Origin of the sequence: Pseudomonas sp. P179, assembly GCF_000478485.2 — a bacterium.
In the GTDB taxonomy this organism is placed as follows: domain Bacteria; phylum Pseudomonadota; class Gammaproteobacteria; order Pseudomonadales; family Pseudomonadaceae; genus Pseudomonas; species Pseudomonas aeruginosa.
Genome location: NZ_KI517354.1, coordinates 4,548,085 through 4,564,493 on the forward strand (window position 1 = coordinate 4,548,085; position 16,409 = coordinate 4,564,493).

Below are 16,409 nucleotides of genomic sequence, written 5' to 3' on the forward strand. Positions count from 1 at the left end.
TGCTAGACGAGTCGACCCGAGCCGGGGTCACGGAGTTCCTGTTTGTCTACCCGCGAAATCCCTGTATCCATCGATGGCCCCTGCGGGCCGCTGGAAGCCCTGCACCTCGATCTGCCCGATGCCCGCGGCATCGCCCTGGTCTGCCATCCGCACCCGCTGTTCGCCGGCACCATGCAGAACAAGGTGGTCGCCACTCTGCAACGCAGCGCCCGCGATGCCGGCCTGGCGACCCTGCGTTTCAACTTCCGTGGCGTTGGCCAGAGCGCCGGCAGCTATGGCGAGGGGATCGGCGAAATCGACGACGCCGAGGCCGCCGCGCGCTGGTTGCTGGCACGCCATCCGGGGCTGCCGCTGACACTGATGGGCTTTTCCTTCGGCTCCTGCGTTGCCGGCAATCTGGCGGGTCGCCTGGAGGCGGAGGGCGTCGGGCTGGCGCGGCTGTTCATGATCGCGCCGCCGGTGGAGCGCTTCGCGGTCAGCCTGCCTGCGCGCTGCCCGCTGACCGTGGTGCAGCCGGAGGACGACGACGTGGTCACGCCGGCCGCGGTATATGCCTGGAGCGAGTCCCTGGCACGACCGCACGAGCTGTTGCGGGTGGCAGAAAGCGGACATTTCTTCCATGGCAAGCTGATCGATCTGAAGGACCTGTTGCTGCCACGCCTGCAGGACTGACGTCGTCGCGCCGGCCCTGCTACCATCCGGCGCGCCATTCTTTTCTTTGCCTGACATCTGGTATCGCATGACTACTCGTATCCTGACCGGCATCACTCCTACCGGCACTCCGCACCTGGGCAACTACGCCGGCGCCATCCGCCCGGCGATCCTCGCCAGCCGTCGGAGCGACGTGGATTCGTTCTACTTCCTGGCGGACTACCACGCCTTGATCAAGTGCGACGATCCCGCTCGTATCCAGCGCTCGCGCCTGGAAATCGCCGCGACCTGGCTGGCCGGCGGCCTGGACGTCGAGCGTGCGACCTTCTACCGGCAGTCGGACATCCCCGAGATTCCCGAGCTGACCTGGTTGCTCACCTGCGTCAGTGCCAAGGGCCTGCTCAACCGCGCGCATGCCTACAAGGCCGCGGTGGACCGCAATGTCGAGGCCGGCGAAGACCCGGACGCCGGCGTGACCATGGGCCTCTACAGCTATCCGGTGCTGATGGCCGCGGACATCCTGATGTTCAACGCGCACAAGATCCCGGTCGGCCGCGACCAGGTGCAGCACGTGGAGATGGCCCGCGACATCGGCCAGCGTTTCAACCACCTGTTCGGCAACGGCCGCGAGTTCTTCGTCCTGCCCGAAGCGGTGATCGAGGAAAACGTCGCCACCCTGCCGGGCCTGGACGGGCGCAAGATGTCCAAGAGCTACGACAACACCATCCCGCTGTTCAGCCCGTCCAGGCAGCTCAAGGACGCCATCGCACGCATCGTCACCGACTCGCGCGCGCCGGGCGAGCCGAAAGACCCGGACAGTTCGCACCTGTTCCTTCTTTACTCGGCCTTCGCCAGCGCCGAACAGGTCGCCGCGTTCCGCCAGGAGCTGCTCGAAGGCCTGGCCTGGGGCGAAGCCAAGCAGCGCCTGTTCCAGTTGCTCGACAACGAACTGGGCGAGGCTCGCGAGCGTTACCAGGCGCTGATCGCCAAGCCGGACGATATCGAGGACATTCTCCTCGCCGGTGCCGCCAAGGCGCGCCGCATCGCCACCCCATTCATCGCCGAGTTGCGCGAGGCAGTCGGCCTGCGCTCCCTGCGCGAGCCGCTGAAAAGTGCCGAGAGCGGCAAGAAGAAGGCCGCCAAGGCTGCGCGCCTGGTCAGCTTCCGCGACGACGACGGCAGCTTCCGCTTCCGCCTGCTGGACGCCGCCGGCGAACAGCTACTGCTGTCCCGCGCCTTCGCCGACGGCAAGGCCGCCGGTGCGGTGAGCAAGCGCCTGCTGGCTGGCGAGACTGCCGACCTGCGGGCCGAGGGCAATGCCTTTGGCCTGTGGCTGGATGGCGAGGCGGTGGCGCAGAGCCCGGCCTTCGCCGACGCCGCCGCCCGTGACGCCGCCATCGAGCGCACCCGCGAAGCGCTGGCACCGCAGGAGTAGGCAGCCCCGGTACATCCTCGACGGATGGCCGATTGCCAAGAGACGGGGTCGTCGCTAAAGTGACGGCCCCGTTTTCGTTGCATTGCTACCGATCATGACGCCCCTCGAGCGCTACCAGGCCGATCTCCAACGCCCCGATTTCTTCCACGATGCCGCACAGGCGAATGCCGTGAAGCATCTGCAACGCCTCTACGATGACCTGGTCGCCGCCGACCACGCCAAGCCCGGCCTGTTCGGCAAGCTGCTCGGCAGGAAGTCCGGCGGGCCGGTGAAGGGCCTGTATTTCTGGGGCGGCGTCGGCCGTGGCAAGACCTACCTGGTGGACACTTTCTTCGAGTCGCTGCCGTTCGAGCAGAAGGTGCGCACGCACTTCCACCGCTTCATGAAGCGGGTGCACGAAGAACTGAAGACCCTCAAGGGCGAGAAGAACCCGCTGACCATCATCGGCAAGCGCTTCGCCGACGAGGCGCGGGTGATCTGCTTCGACGAGTTCTTCGTCTCCGACATCACCGACGCGATGATCCTCGCCACCCTGCTGGAAGAGCTGTTCAAGAACGGCGTGAGCCTGGTGGCGACCTCCAACATCGTGCCGGACGGCCTGTACAAGGACGGCCTGCAACGCGCCCGTTTCCTGCCGGCGATCGCCCTGCTCAAGGAACATACCGAGATCGTCAACGTCGATAGCGGCGTCGACTATCGCCTGCGCGCGCTGGAGCAGGCCGAGCTGTTCCACTGGCCGCTCAGCGAACAGGTCGAGGAGGAGATGGCGCGCAGCTTCAAGGCCCTGACCCCGGACTGTGCCAAGGCCCAGCGCGACGAGGCGCTGATGATCGAGAACCGCGAGATCCGCGCGCGCCTGACCTGCGACGACGTGGCCTGGTTCGAATTCCGTGAGCTGTGCGACGGCCCGCGCAGCCAGAACGACTACATCGAACTGGCGAAGATTTTCCACGCCGTGCTGATCTCCAACGTCGAGCAGATGGGCGTCACCAAGGACGACATGGCGCGGCGTTTCATCAACCTGGTGGATGAGTTCTACGACCGCAGCGTCAAGCTGATCATCTCCGCCGAGGTCGAGCTAAAGGATCTCTACAGCGGCGGCCGGCTGGAGTTCGAATTCCAGCGCACCCTCAGTCGTCTGCTGGAAATGCAGTCCCACGAATACCTGACGCGTCCGCACCGGCCCTGATCCGGGGCGGAAACGAGAAAGGGGTTGCCGATGGCCACCCCTTTTTTCATGGGCGCGCGGCGTTTCAGCGCTGCGCGGTGTTCTGCTCGAAGCCGGCGAGGAGCTTCTTCGCATGGGCCACTTCGAGGGCTTCCATGGCGTTGATCGGCTTGATCGCCACAGCCTGCTTCAGTTGGGCGATGGCCTTCTCCCGCTCGTCGTCGCCGTATACGTAGGTCAGCGCGTTGGCGTACTCGTAGTGGCCGATCGGCAGGTCGTTGGCCTGGCGGAAGGAGCGGGCGAAGTACTGCTCCATCTTGTCGGCGCTGACCCCGTAGGTCATCTTGCCGACCAGCTTGCCGACCTTGCGGATCACTCCCGCCTCGTAGCCGCCGTAGAGCGCCAGGGCGAACGGCTGGTTGGGTTGCCTGGCCAGGAGAGCGTCCAGTTCCTTGGGTATTTCGCTGGTATAGCCGCGCTTGAGCACTACCGGTACCGATAGCTCCTCGGCCAGGCGCGCCTTGGCGTAGACGCTGCCGAACTGGGCGACGATATCGGCCTTGACCAGCGGGCCGGCCTGTTCGGTGTAGTCGATGACTTCTTCGAGCAGGCGCTGTTTCTCCGCCTGGTCGGGAGCCAGGAACATGGCGTAGAGCACCTGGGCGAACATCGCCGGTACCTGGCCGCCGACTCCCAGGGCCAGTCCCTGCTCCTTGGCCTTGGCGTAGTCGCCGCGGAACAGCAGGCGCCAGACATCCTGCAGTCGTGCCGCATATTGCGCGGCCTCTTCCGGCTTGCCGGTGAAGCCGGTGCCGGCCTTCACGGTCTTTTCCAGGGCATCCGGATGGGCGGTCGCCATGTTCACCACCCAGTCGGCGTCCGGATAGGGATAGTCGCCGAAGCCGCGGGTCAGGCGCGGCCAGGCTTCCTTCAACTTGTCGCCTGGATAGTCATAGGCGCTCTGGTCGTAGGGGAAGGCTTTCCAGTTGTCGGCGGCCATAGCATTCATACCGAAGAGGGCCAGGAAGGCGAGCAGATAAAGGCGCATGGCAAAGGTCCGTTCTTGTCGTTGTTCGGAACGCCCGCGTCTGCGGCGGGCCTGCGGATTCATGAGAACCCGCGAAGGCCGACCTGGCTACCTATCCTAGGTTCTGTAGGAAACGCGCCGGCGCCGATGCCGTTCGGGCAGGCCCGGCGAAGTCCGGCTCAGCTTTCCTTCTGCATGAACTGGCGACGGTAATGGTGGGGAGAGAGTTCGGTGTGCTGGCGGAACAGGCGGGCGAAGAAGCTGGCGTCGTCGTAGCCGACCTCGTAGCTGATCGTCTTGATGCTCTTGCGCGTGCTCGAGAGCATGCCCTTGGCGGTCTCGATCCGCAGTCGCTGCAGATAGTGCAGCGGCTTGTCGCCGGTAGCGGCCTGGAAGCGCCGCATGAAGTTGCGGATGCTCATGCCGTGGTCGCGGGCGACGTCCTCGAAACGGAACTTGTCGGCGAAGTGGTCTTCCAGCCATTGCTGGATCTGCAGGATCGTCGGGTCATGGTGCAGCTTCTGTCCGCCGAAGCCGATGCGCCCTGGGGTGTAGCTGCGCTGTACTTCGTAGAGGGTATCCCGGGCCACCGCCTGGGCCACCGATCCGCCGCAGAAACGCTCGATCAGATAGATGTAGAGGTCGCAGGCGGAGGTGACGCCGCTGGCGCAGAACAGGTCGTCGGCATCGGTCAGGTGCTTCTCCTGGTTGAGCAGCACGTTCGGGAAGCGTTCGGCGAATTCTCGATAGAAGCGCCAGTAGGTGGTCGCTTCCTTGCCATCCAGCAGACCTGCCTGGGCCAGCCAGAAGACCCCGGTCGCCTCGCCGCAGAGGGCGGTTCCCTCGGCATGGCTGCGGCGCAACCAGGGAACGATTTGCGGATAGCGCCGTTCGAGCGCGTCGAAATCGCCCCAGAAGGCGGGCAGGACCACGATATCGCAGGCGGCGAGGGGACCGTCGACGGCGATGCTGTCGCCGCTGAAGCTGCGTACCGGCTGGCCGTCGGGGCTGAGGATGCGGGTGCGGAAGGCCGGCTGGAGACCGAGGCCCTGCTGCTTGCCGTGGCGCAGGCTGGCCATGTGGAAGAAGTCCTTGGCCTGCATCAGGGTCGAGGCGAAGACGCCGTCGATGGCGACGATGCCGACATGTTTCAGCACCGGAGCGGATTGAGCGCGCATGGATTTTTATCGTTGTTGTGAGTAAGGGAAAGCGGTCAAAAGGCGGCTGGATCGTCTTATTTTTTGGCGCAACTGTCCAGTGCGTCGGTCAGGGCATTTCCCTACAGTCGAAGACCTGCCGCGTGCAGCCAACCCGATCCCAGACCGTTTCCAGGTGACCACGATGATACCGAGAACCCTGTTCAGCTCCGACCACGAACTGTTTCGCGACAGCGTGCGCAAGTTCCTCGAACAGGAAGCCGTGCCTTTCCATCACCAATGGGAAAAGGATGGGCATGTCGACCGCGCGCTCTGGAACAAGGCCGGCGAGGCCGGAATGCTCTGTTCGCACCTGCCGGAAGAGTATGGCGGGATGGGCGCGGACTTCCTCTACAGCGCCGTGGTCATCGAAGAGATCGGTCGGGCCGGCCTGACCGGGATCGGTTTCTCCCTGCATTCGGACATCGCTGCACCCTACATCCTCCACTACGGCAGCGAGGCGCTGAAGCGCAAGTACCTGCCGAAGCTGGTATCCGGCGAGATGGTCGCGGCCATCGCCATGACCGAGCCGGGGGCCGGTTCCGACCTGCAAGGGGTGAAGACCACTGCGGTACTGGATGGCGACGAGTACGTCATCAATGGCTCGAAGACCTTCATCACCAACGGCTTCCTCGCCGACCTGGTGATCGTGGTGGCGAAGACCGATCCGAAGGCTGGCGCCAAGGGCATAAGCCTGTTCGTGGTCGAGGCGGGTACGCCGGGCTTCAGCAAGGGCAAGCGCCTGGAGAAGGTCGGGATGAAGGCCCAGGACACCTCCGAGCTGTTCTTCCAGGATGTGCGGATTCCCCGGGAGAACCTGCTCGGCAAGGACGGCCAGGGATTCATCTACCTGATGCAGGAGCTGCCGCAGGAGCGCCTGACCGTCGGTATCGGCGCGCTGGCGTCGGCCGAGGCGGCCCTGCAATGGACGCTCGACTACACTCGCGAGCGCAAGGCGTTCGGCAAGTCGGTGGCGGACTTCCAGAATACCCGCTTCAAGCTTGCCGAGATGGCTACCGAGATCCAGGTCGGCCGGGTCTTCGTCGATCGCTGCATGGAGCAGCATCTCCAGGGCAAGCTGGACGTACCCACCGCCGCCATGTGCAAGTACTGGACGACGGACCTGCAATGCAAGGTGCTCGACGAATGCGTGCAGTTGCACGGCGGCTACGGCTTCATGTGGGAATATCCGGTGGCGCGGGCCTGGGCCGATGCCCGGGTGCAGCGGATCTACGCCGGTACCAACGAGATCATGAAGGAGATCATCGCGCGGGCCCTGTGAGGCGCGCCTGGTCACCGGGAGGGGCGGACGACCGCATCGCGCGGTTGTCCGCCGAACCCGCGGCAGCGCCAGGCCCCTGGAGGCTCAGGGAGCCGGGTTCGGTTGCTCCCGGTGGATTGCATCGATACCGGCGAGCAATTCCTCGTCCAGCCTCAGGTCGACGCTGCCGAGATTGGTTTCCAGCTGTTCCAGCGAGGTGGCGCCGATGATGTTGCTGGTCACGAACGGCCGCGAGGTGACGTAGGCCAGTGCCATCTGCGCCGGTTCCATTCCATGTTCGCGGGCCAGCGCTACGTAGCGCGCGCAGGCCGCTTCCGCCTGCGGGTTGGTGTAGCGGGTGAAGCGGCTGTACAGACTGATGCGCGCGTTGGCCGGGCGGGCGCCGTCCGTGTACTTGCCGGAAAGCATGCCGAAGGCCATCGGCGAGTAGGCCAGCAGGCCGCACTGCTCGCGGATGGCGATTTCCGCCAGGCCCACCTCGAAGCTGCGGTTGAGCAGGTTGTAGGGGTTCTGGATCGATACCGCGCGCGGCCAGCCGCGCTCCTCGGCGAGCCTGAGGAAGGTCATGGTGCCCCAGGGCGTCTCGTTGGACAGGCCGATGTGGCGGATCTTGCCGGCGCGCACCTGCTCGTCGAGCACTTCCAGGGTTTCCTCCAGCGGTGTGAAGCTCTCTTCCTGGTGCTGGTAGCCGAGCTGGCCGAAGAAGTTGGTCCGCCGCTCCGGCCAGTGCAACTGGTAGAGGTCCAGCCAGTCTGTCTGCAGGCGCTCCAGGCTGGCATCGAGGGCGGCGACGATGTGCTGGCGGTTGAACTTGAGGTTGCCGTCGCGCACATGGCTGATGCCGTTGCCGGGGCCGGCGATCTTGCTGGCGAGGATCCAGTCGGCGCGGTCGCTGCTGCGGCGGAACCAGTTGCCGATGATGCGCTCGGTGCTGGCGTAGGTCTCGGCGCGGGGCGGCACCGGATACATTTCGGCGGTATCCATGAAATTGATCCCGGCGGCCTTGGCCCTGGCGATCTGGGCGAAGGCGTCCTGCTCGCTGTTCTGCTCGCCCCAGGTCATGGTGCCGAGGCAGAGGGCGCTGACTTTCAGATCGGTGCGGCCGAGCGGGCGATACTCCATGCGGGTGTCCTCGTGAAATTAAGTGGTTAATGCGGTTGTAAATTCTGGCGAAATCTGCATAATTCCGCAGCCTTTCATCGGTGGGGGATGCCAAGCCTGCCGATCGATGTATCTAGTCGTTACGGACGCACACCGACCCGAGCCCCAATTCGTGTCTGTTTTCGGCTGTCCTTGACTTGTCAAGGCAACCACTGTCCAGTAAGATTCGCCGTCTTATTTTCAGGCGGCCCCTGAGGCTATAACGAATGAAAACCTATACCGCGAAACCGGAAACTGTACAGCGCGACTGGTTCGTCGTCGACGCTGCCGGCCAGACCCTGGGTCGTCTGGCGACCGAAATTGCCCGCCGCCTGCGTGGCAAGCACAAGCCTGAGTACACTCCGCACGTTGACACCGGCGACTACATCGTCGTCATCAACGCCGAGCAGGTGCGTGTGACCGGTGCCAAGACCACCGACAAGATGTACTACCACCACTCCGGCTTCCCGGGCGGCATCAAGTCGATCAACTTCGAGAAGCTGATCGCCAAGGCCCCTGAGCGCGTCATCGAGACCGCTGTAAAAGGCATGCTGCCGAAGAACCCTCTGGGTCGCGATATGTATCGCAAGCTGAAGGTGTACAAGGGTGCCAGCCACCCGCACACCGCTCAGCAGCCCCAAGAACTGAAGATTTAACGGGATAGCTCATTATGTCGGCGACTCAAAATTACGGCACTGGCCGTCGTAAGACCGCTACCGCTCGCGTCTTCCTGCGTCCGGGTACTGGCAAGATTTCCATCAACAACCGTGGTCTCGATCAGTTCTTCGGTCGTGAAACCGCTCGCATGGTCGTGCGTCAGCCGCTCGAGCTGACCGAGACCGTCGAGAAGTTCGACATCTTCGTTACCGTCGTTGGCGGTGGCGTAAGCGGTCAGGCCGGTGCGATCCGTCACGGCATCACCCGTGCCCTGATCGAGTACGACGAAACCCTGCGTAGCTCGCTGCGCAAGGCCGGCTACGTGACTCGCGATGCCCGTGAAGTCGAGCGTAAGAAAGTCGGTCTGCGTAAAGCGCGTAAGCGTCCGCAGTACTCCAAGCGTTAATTCGACGCTTGCTGAAAAACGCCCACCTCTTCGGAGCTGGGCGTTTTTTTATGTCTACGCTTTAACTCTGCGGCAAGGTGTCGCATGGCCGAAGGGCGCGCCCTACAAGGGTTTCGGGCGTTTTGTGTCAGGCTATTACCTTGTCATCAAAGGGGGTTTTCTTTACCATTTGGCGAATTTTTTGCGCGGCTCGAATTTTTACTTAAAGGCCTGATTAGAACAGGTCTGAAGCTGATGGGAGACGACTGAATGAGTAATGACGGCGTGAATGCAGGCCGGCGTCGCTTCCTCGTCGCGGCCACCTCTGTGGTTGGCGCGGCGGGAGCGGTGGGTGCTGCGGTCCCGTTCGTAGGGTCATGGTTCCCCAGTGCCAAAGCCAAGGCTGCTGGCGCGCCGGTGCAGGTGAACGTGGGCAAGATCGATCCAGGTCAGCAGATCATCGCTGAATGGCGCGGCAAGCCTGTATTCATCGTGCACCGCACGAAGGAGATGCTGGACGCCCTGCCGAGCCTCGAAGGACAACTGGCCGACCCGGACTCCAAGGCCTCGGAGCAGCCGGAGTACGTCGATCCCAAGCTTCGCTCGATCAAGCCGGAACTGGCGGTGATCGTCGGCATCTGCACCCACCTGGGCTGCTCGCCGACCTTCCGTCCCGAAGTCGCCCCCGCCGACCTCGGTCCGGACTGGAAGGGCGGCTACTTCTGCCCTTGCCACGGCTCCCACTACGACCTCGCCGGTCGTGTCTACAAAGGCCAGCCAGCGCCGCTGAACCTGCCGATTCCGCCTTATACGTTCGATGCTGACGACGTCATCACCATCGGCGTGGACCAGGAGAAAGCCTGATGAACAAGTTCATGGCTTGGGTCGATGCGCGTTTTCCCGCGACCAAGATGTGGGAAGACCATCTGAGCAAGTACTACGCACCGAAGAACTTCAACTTCTGGTATTTCTTCGGCTCCCTGGCGCTGCTGGTGCTGGTCAACCAGATCCTCACCGGCATCTGGCTGACCATGAGCTTCACGCCGTCGGCCGAAGAGGCGTTCGCTTCCGTCGAATACATCATGCGCGATGTCGACTACGGCTGGATCATTCGCTACATGCACTCCACCGGTGCATCGGCGTTCTTCATCGTGGTCTACCTGCACATGTTCCGCGGCCTGCTCTACGGCTCCTATCAGAAGCCGCGCGAGCTGGTGTGGATCTTCGGCATGCTGATCTACCTGGCGCTGATGGCCGAGGCCTTCATGGGCTACCTGCTGCCTTGGGGTCAGATGTCCTACTGGGGCGCCCAGGTGATCATTTCCCTGTTCGGCGCGATTCCGGTGGTCGGCGAAGACCTGGCCCAGTGGATCCGCGGTGACTTCCTGATCTCCGGCATCACCCTGAACCGCTTCTTCGCCCTGCATGTGATCGCCCTGCCGATCGTCCTGCTCGGCCTGGTCGTGCTGCACATCCTGGCGCTGCACGAAGTCGGTTCGAACAACCCGGACGGCGTTGACATCAAGAAGAAGAAGGACGAGAACGGCGTACCGCTGGACGGCATCGCGTTCCATCCGTACTACACCGTGAAGGACATCGTCGGCGTGGTGGTGTTCCTGTTCATCTTCTGCACCGTGATCTTCTTCTTCCCGGAAATGGGCGGCTACTTCCTCGAGAAGCCCAACTTCGAGATGGCCAACCAGTTCAAGACCCCCGAGCACATCGCTCCGGTCTGGTACTTCACCCCGTTCTACGCGATCCTCCGCGCGGTTCCGGACAAGCTGATGGGCGTGGTGGCGATGGGTGCGGCGATCGCTGTGCTGTTCGTCCTGCCGTGGCTGGATCGCAGCCCGGTTCGCTCGATCCGCTACAAGGGCTGGCTGAGCAAGCTGTGGCTGGTGATCTTCGCGGTGTCCTTCGTGATCCTCGGCTACTACGGCGCCCAGGCTCCGAGCCCGCTGGGTACTACCCTGTCGCGCGTTTGCACCGTCCTGTATTTCGCCTTCTTCATCCTGATGCCGTTCTACACCCGGATGGAGAAGACCAAACCGGTTCCGGAAAGGGTGACTGGCTGATGAAAAAGCAATTCGCTGCACTGATTCTGGCGGTACTGCCAGTCCTGGGTTTCGCCGCTGGCGGCCATGGGCCGCAACTGGATCATGTCGATATCGACCTGACCGACAAGGCGGCCATGCAGGATGGCGCGCGTACCTTCGCCAACTACTGCATGGGCTGCCATAGCGCCAAGTTCCAGCGTTACGAGCGTGTCGCCACCGACCTGGGCATTCCTGCCGATCTGATGATGGAGAAGCTGGTGTTCACCGGCGCCAAGATCGGCGACCACATGGACATCGGCATGAAGCCGGCCGACGCCAAGACCTGGTTCGGCGCCGCTCCGCCGGATCTGACCCTGGTTGCCCGCGTACGCGGCACCGACTGGCTGTACAGCTACCTGCGCTCGTTCTACGAGGATCCCAAGCGTCCGTGGGGCGTGAACAACGTGATCTTCCCCAACGTCGGCATGCCGAACGTCCTGGCGCCCCTGCAGGGACGCCAGGTGATCGGCTGCAAGCAGGTACAGGTGGTCGAGGATGGCAAGAAGCAGTTCGATCCGTTGACCGGTACCCCGCTGACTCACGAAGCTTGTGACCAGTTGACCGTGGTGCCGAAGACCGGCGAGCTGAACGAAGCCCAGTTCGACGAGAAGGTCAAGAACCTGGTGACCTTCCTGGCCTATTCGGCCAACCCGAACAAGCTGGCCTCCGAGCGTATCGGTACCTACGTCCTGCTCTACCTGGCCTTCTTCTTCGTATTCGCCTATCTCCTCAAGCGCGAGTACTGGAAGGACGTGCACTAACCCGCACGTTGGTCTTCGAAGCGCGCGCCCTACGGGGCGCGCGCGTCTTTTCACCTCCCACAAGTCGACCTGCGAGGAGGGCTCCATGGCTTCAATCAACAAGCTGACCTGCTATTCCGACCCTGCCGATCATTACTGCCATCGCATCCGCCTGGTCCTGGCCGAGAAGAACGTGGCGGTAGAGGTGATCGATATCGAGGCGGGCCGCTGTCCGCCGATGCTGGCGGAGGTCAACCCCTACGGCAGCGTACCGACCCTGGTCGATCGCGACCTGGCGCTGTACGAGCCGACGGTGGTCATGGAATACCTCGACGAACGCTATCCGCATCCGCCGCTGCTGCCCGATTATCCGGTGAAGCGTGCCAACAGCCGCCTGTTGATCCATCGTATCCAGCGGGACTGGTGTTCCCTGGTGGACCGGATCCTGGATGCGCGCAGCAAGGAGGCCGAGCGGGTCCAGGCGCGCAAGGAGTTGCGCGAGAGCCTGACCGGGGTTTCCCCGCTGTTCGCCGACAAGGCATATTTCCTCAGCGAGGATTTCAGCCTGGTGGATTGCTGCCTGTTGCCGATCCTCTGGCGTCTGCCGTTGCTGGGCATCGAGTTGCCGCGGCAGGCCAAGCCGTTGCTCGACTACATGGAGCGCGGATTCGCCCGGGAAAGCTTCCGGGCCAGCCTGTCTTCCGTTGAACGAGATATGCGTTAAGGAACATGAAGATGAATTCCAGCCGTCCCTATCTGGTCCGCGCGCTCTATGAATGGATCGTCGACAACGATTGCACGCCACATATCCTGGTGAACGCAGAGTTCGCCGGGGTAAAGGTGCCTCCGGGTTATGCCAGCGATGGGCAGATCGTGCTCAATGTCTCGCCCTCTGCCGTGCGGCATCTGCACATGGACAACGAGGCGGTCAGCTTCGAGGGGCGTTTCGGCGGCGTGGCGCAGAGCCTGTACATTCCAGCGCTGGCGGTAATGGCCATCTACGCCCGGGAAAACGGACAGGGCATGGTCTTCGATCTGGAGCAGCCGGGTCCGGTGGACGACGAGCCGGGCGATGACGATGGCGGACCGTCCGATGAGCCGCCGCGTCCCAGTGGCAGGCCATCCCTGAAGGTGGTCAAGTAAACGGCGAGCAATGAAAAAGGCGATCGAAGGATCGCCTTTTTTTCGTTCGCTGTTCTTCAGTTTATGTATTCGAACAGCTTGACGATCTTCTGCACCCCGTCGACGCCCTGGGCGACGCGGACAGCCTGGGCGGCTTCCTGCTGGTTGACCAGGCCCATCATGTAGACGATGCCGTTCTCGGTGACCACCTTGATCCGCGACGAGGGCACGTTGGGGTCGCTGAGCATCTGGGTCTTCAGCTTGGTGGTGATCCAGGCGTCGTTGTTGCGGGCGAGCAGGGAGGAGGGCGAGGTCACCTGCAGTTCGTTATGCACGTTCTTGACCTTCTGCACCGTGCGCGCGGCCTGTTCGGCCTTGCTCTTGAGGTCGGCGCGCGGGGTCTGGCCGGCGATCAGAACGATGCCGTTGTAGCTGACCACGACGATGTGAGAGTCCTTGTCCAGGGCCGGATCGGCCTTGGCGATGTTCACCGCGGCCTTGGTCTCGATCAGCGAGTCGTCGATCTTGCTGCCGATGGTTCGGGTCCCGCGATCGTCGTCGATCGGTTTGTCCCGGGTGGCGCTGAGGAAACTGCTGCAGCCTCCCAGGGCCAGGCTCAGGGCCAGGGTGGCGGCGACGAAGGCGGTACGGCTCATTCTTCACTCCCGAACAGTTGGCGGTCGATCAGGTCGCAGAGGCAGTGGATGGCCAGCAGGTGGACTTCCTGGATGCGTGCGGTGATCTTGGAAGGAACGCGGATCTCCACGTCTTCCGGCAGCAGCAGCGAAGCCATGCCGCCACCGTCGCGGCCGGTCAGGGCGACCACCAGCATCTCGCGGTCGTGGGCCGCCTGGATGGCCTGGATCACGTTGGCCGAATTGCCGCTGGTGGAAATCGCCAGCAGGACGTCGCCCGGCTGGCCCAGGGCGCGGATCTGCTTGGAGAAGACTTCGTTGTAGCTGTAGTCGTTGGCGATCGAGGTGATGGTCGAGCTGTCGGTGGTCAGGGCCACGGCCGGCAGGCTCGGACGTTCGCGCTCGAAGCGGTTGAGCAGTTCGGAGGAGAAGTGCTGGGCATCGCCGGCCGAGCCGCCATTGCCGCAGGAGAGGATCTTGCCCTCGTTGAGCAGCGCATTGACCATCACCAGGCTGGCTTGCTCGATATAGGGAGGCAGTACTTCCAGCGCCTGCTGCTTGGTCTCGATGCTGGCCTGGAAGAGCTGGCGGATACGGTGTTGCATGTCCATCGGTAATGACCTTCGGTGGGGCGGCTGATCAGGCGTCGAATGCGTTCTGAATCCAGTCCAGTCGCGGTGGTGATTGTCCGTCGCTGGTATCGACGGTGACCACATCGAAGCGACAGGGGCGTTTGGCCCAGCGCGCCTCCTGTTGCAGAAAAAGTTCGGCGGAGAGAATCAGGCGCTGCCGCTTGCGCGCGTCGATGCTCTCCAGGGCTCCGCCCCAGGCGCGATGCCGGCGGGAGCGGACTTCGACGAATACTACTGTATCGCCGTCGAGCATGACCAGATCGAGCTCTCCGCGGCGACAGGTCCAATTCTTGCCAAGTGTGGCAAGGCCCTGTCGCCGTAGATGGGTGCAGGCCAGTTCCTCGGCCTGGCGCCCCTTGTCCCGGGAGCTTTCCCTATCGGTCAAAAGCTGCTGGTCCCCAGCGGCTGGACCTGGCCATTGCGGAACTCGGCCCATTGCAACTGGCGTTCGATACGTTGGGTCGGATTCAGGCTCAGGGTACCGGTCAGGCCGTCGATCTGCAGGCTCGGCACGGCCTTCAGTTCAGGCAGACGCGGAGCGAGGCGGTAGGCGTCGACGCCCATGGCGTAGAGGCGGCCCATGCTGCCGTTGGCCTGGGGCCATTGGGCGGCGACCTGCTGGCGGGTCGGGTCGCTGGGGTTGAGCAGCCACGGGGTCTCGCAGAAGCGGATGCCGTTGAGGTCCTGGTCCTGGGTCGGGTTGTTGGTCCCGGTGTAGAGGTGCGAAGTGGCGTAGACCGGAAGGTCGCCGGCGTACTGGAAGGCCAGGGTCGGCTTGATCTGGCGGGCCTGCTGCGGGGTGGCGGCGAGGAACACGAAGTCGATGTCCTGGCGGCGCGACGGCTGGGTGGCGATCTGGCTGCCGAGGGCGCCCTGCAGGCGCTGGGCGCGGCCTTCGCTCTGGCGCAGTTGCAGCAGGTCGGCGATCTGTTGCGCCAGTTGTACCGGCTGGTCGACATGCTCGGCGGCGATCAGGCTGCCGCCCGCGGACTGCCAGCTCTGGCTGAAGGCGGCCAACACGCGGTCGCCCCATTCGCCGCGCGGCACCAGCGCCACGGCCCGGCGCATGCCGTCGCCCCAGGCCCGGCTGGCCACCGCGCGCGCTTCGTCCTCGGCGGCGAGGCCGAACTGGAACAGCTGCGCCGGGCCTTCCTGGCTGTTGTCGCTGTAGTTGAGTGCGAGGGTGGTGATCGGCAGTTGCTCGCGGCTAGCGAGTTGCTTGACCAGCGGCTTCTCCAGTGGACCGACGACCAGTTCGACGCCATCGGCCTGGGCCTGGCGGTAGAAGTCATCTAGCGAGCGCACCTGGGTACTGTCGTAGAGCTTGATCGAAGGAGGATTCTGGCCGGCCTGCTGGGCCTGGAAGTGGGCGGCGAGGAAGCCGTCCTGCAGGGCCCGGGCGACGTTGGCCAACTGCCCCTGCTGGGGTAGCAGGAGGGCGATGCGGGTCAGCGGCTGCTGGGACAGCGTCTTGAGTTTCTCCAGCGCCGCCGGCAAGTGCTTGGCCGCCGGGTGCTCGGGGTTCTGCTGTTGCCAGCTCTCGATGCTGGCCTGCTGTTGCTGCAGGGTCGGCGAGGTCTTGGTGATGCGTGCCAGGGTCAGCCAGCCGCTGAGGTCGTCTTCGTTGGCGCTCGGTTGCAACTGGTCGACCGGCAGGCTGCTGACCAGGGTCCAGATCTTTTCCTGGTTCTCGATCACCGCCGGGCCCTCGAGCAGCGGTGCGAAGTAGATGCGCTCCTTGGCTGCGGCAAGGACCTGGCCGTCGGCGGCGAGGGCCTGGGCCTTGGCGCGCTGGGTACGAACCTGCTGGGTCACCGGCAGTTCGCTGAGATGCTGCATGCTCGGATGCTGCAATGCCTGCAGGGCGGCCTTGGGCTTGCTGCGGGCGAGGGCCAGTTCGGCGTTCAGGGTGCTGGCGAAGACCTGCTGGGCCGGCTTCAGGCTTTCCAGCGGAATCTGTCCCAGGATGGCGGTGGACCTGGCGAGGTCCTTCTGCTGGTAGGCAAGGTCCGCTGCCGAGAGGCGCAGCAGCGCCGCTTCCTCGGGCTTGCTCTGGCTGGCCTGTTGCAACAACTGCTCGATGCTGGCATTCGGCGTACGGGGAAGTTCGCCCAGTCCGGAATTGGACGAGGTCGCGCAGGCGGTCAGCAGACCGGCCAGGATCAGAGCAGAAAGCGGACGCAGGCAAGCGATCATATAGGGCTTCTCATGGCGCATTCACGAAGAGTCGCCGATTGTACCGG

18 protein-coding genes are annotated in these 16,409 nt (G+C 63.8%); 11 read left to right on the forward strand and 7 right to left on the reverse strand.

What is annotated here, in order from left to right:
- The first annotated feature begins 42 nt into the window (after positions 1-42).
- The 3 genes from HMPREF1224_RS33280 (at position 43) to zapE (ending at position 3,275) form a co-directional block, all read left to right on the forward strand.
- Entirely contained in the window at positions 43-672 is a 630-nt protein-coding gene (locus tag HMPREF1224_RS33280) for an alpha/beta hydrolase (RefSeq protein ID WP_003094302.1), read from the forward strand.
- Positions 673-739: 67 nt separating this feature from the next.
- Positions 740-2,086: a tryptophan--tRNA ligase gene (locus HMPREF1224_RS33285; RefSeq protein WP_003112748.1), complete on the forward strand. Its 1,347-nt coding sequence runs from the start codon at positions 740-742 to the stop codon at positions 2,084-2,086.
- A 94-nt stretch (positions 2,087-2,180) separates the two neighbouring features.
- A complete protein-coding gene (gene zapE / locus HMPREF1224_RS33290) occupies positions 2,181-3,275 on the forward strand; it encodes a cell division protein ZapE (protein WP_003094297.1) in 1,095 nt (364 codons plus the stop codon).
- Positions 3,276-3,339: 64 nt separating this feature from the next.
- Here the strand turns inward: zapE and HMPREF1224_RS33295 are convergent, their stop codons facing one another.
- Entirely contained in the window at positions 3,340-4,302 is a 963-nt protein-coding gene (locus HMPREF1224_RS33295; protein ID WP_003110032.1) for a hypothetical protein, read from the reverse strand.
- A 158-nt stretch (positions 4,303-4,460) separates the two neighbouring features.
- The gene (locus HMPREF1224_RS33300; RefSeq protein ID WP_003120906.1) at positions 4,461-5,360 is read right to left on the reverse strand and encodes a GlxA family transcriptional regulator; all 900 of its coding nucleotides are present in this window, start codon (positions 5,358-5,360) and stop codon (positions 4,461-4,463) included.
- A gap of 253 nt (positions 5,361-5,613) precedes the next feature.
- Between HMPREF1224_RS33300 and HMPREF1224_RS33305 the strand changes: the two genes are divergently transcribed.
- Entirely contained in the window at positions 5,614-6,759 is a 1,146-nt protein-coding gene (locus HMPREF1224_RS33305) for an acyl-CoA dehydrogenase family protein (RefSeq protein WP_003120905.1), read from the forward strand.
- A gap of 84 nt (positions 6,760-6,843) precedes the next feature.
- Here the strand turns inward: HMPREF1224_RS33305 and HMPREF1224_RS33310 are convergent, their stop codons facing one another.
- Positions 6,844-7,881: an NADP(H)-dependent aldo-keto reductase gene (locus tag HMPREF1224_RS33310; protein WP_003145890.1), complete on the reverse strand. Its 1,038-nt coding sequence runs from the start codon at positions 7,879-7,881 to the stop codon at positions 6,844-6,846.
- Positions 7,882-8,126: 245 nt separating this feature from the next.
- On the opposite strand from HMPREF1224_RS33310, the gene rplM reads away from it, so the two are divergent.
- The 7 genes from rplM (at position 8,127) to HMPREF1224_RS33345 (ending at position 12,920) form a co-directional block, all read left to right on the forward strand.
- Positions 8,127-8,555: a 50S ribosomal protein L13 gene (rplM, locus tag HMPREF1224_RS33315; RefSeq protein WP_003094164.1), complete on the forward strand. Its 429-nt coding sequence runs from the start codon at positions 8,127-8,129 to the stop codon at positions 8,553-8,555.
- 14 nt (positions 8,556-8,569) lie between these two features.
- Positions 8,570-8,962: a 30S ribosomal protein S9 gene (gene rpsI, locus HMPREF1224_RS33320; RefSeq protein ID WP_003098810.1), complete on the forward strand. Its 393-nt coding sequence runs from the start codon at positions 8,570-8,572 to the stop codon at positions 8,960-8,962.
- Between the two features lie 249 nt (positions 8,963-9,211).
- Positions 9,212-9,805, forward strand: a complete 594-nt coding sequence (gene petA, locus HMPREF1224_RS33325) for a ubiquinol-cytochrome c reductase iron-sulfur subunit (RefSeq protein WP_003100631.1) — start codon at positions 9,212-9,214, stop codon at positions 9,803-9,805.
- Positions 9,805-11,016, forward strand: coding sequence for a cytochrome b (locus HMPREF1224_RS33330; protein WP_003094159.1), 1,212 nt, complete (start codon positions 9,805-9,807; stop codon positions 11,014-11,016). The genes petA and HMPREF1224_RS33330 overlap by 1 nt, the downstream gene beginning before the upstream one ends.
- On the forward strand, positions 11,016-11,798 hold the full coding sequence (locus HMPREF1224_RS33335) for a cytochrome c1 (protein WP_003094157.1): 783 nt from the start codon (positions 11,016-11,018) through the stop codon (positions 11,796-11,798). Before HMPREF1224_RS33330 ends, HMPREF1224_RS33335 begins: the two co-directional genes overlap by 1 nt.
- 85 nt (positions 11,799-11,883) lie before the next feature.
- Positions 11,884-12,501: a glutathione S-transferase N-terminal domain-containing protein gene (locus tag HMPREF1224_RS33340; protein ID WP_003094155.1), complete on the forward strand. Its 618-nt coding sequence runs from the start codon at positions 11,884-11,886 to the stop codon at positions 12,499-12,501.
- A gap of 11 nt (positions 12,502-12,512) precedes the next feature.
- The gene (locus HMPREF1224_RS33345) at positions 12,513-12,920 is read left to right on the forward strand and encodes a ClpXP protease specificity-enhancing factor (RefSeq protein ID WP_003094153.1); all 408 of its coding nucleotides are present in this window, start codon (positions 12,513-12,515) and stop codon (positions 12,918-12,920) included.
- Between the two features lie 56 nt (positions 12,921-12,976).
- Here the strand turns inward: HMPREF1224_RS33345 and HMPREF1224_RS33350 are convergent, their stop codons facing one another.
- From HMPREF1224_RS33350 to HMPREF1224_RS33360, 4 genes are read right to left on the reverse strand one after another with little or no spacing between them, the layout of a single operon-like run.
- Entirely contained in the window at positions 12,977-13,555 is a 579-nt protein-coding gene (locus HMPREF1224_RS33350; protein WP_003094151.1) for a BON domain-containing protein, read from the reverse strand.
- Positions 13,552-14,145 (reverse strand): phosphoheptose isomerase, encoded by a 594-nt coding sequence (locus HMPREF1224_RS33355; protein ID WP_003094149.1) that lies wholly within the window; start codon positions 14,143-14,145, stop codon positions 13,552-13,554. The genes HMPREF1224_RS33350 and HMPREF1224_RS33355 overlap by 4 nt, the downstream gene beginning before the upstream one ends.
- Positions 14,146-14,173: 28 nt before the next feature.
- On the reverse strand, positions 14,174-14,551 hold the full coding sequence (locus HMPREF1224_RS0112350) for a YraN family protein (RefSeq protein WP_031628191.1): 378 nt from the start codon (positions 14,549-14,551) through the stop codon (positions 14,174-14,176).
- A complete protein-coding gene (locus tag HMPREF1224_RS33360; RefSeq protein WP_010793805.1) occupies positions 14,548-16,362 on the reverse strand; it encodes a penicillin-binding protein activator in 1,815 nt (604 codons plus the stop codon). Before HMPREF1224_RS33360 ends, HMPREF1224_RS0112350 begins: the two co-directional genes overlap by 4 nt.
- Between the last annotated feature and the right edge of the window lie 47 nt (positions 16,363-16,409).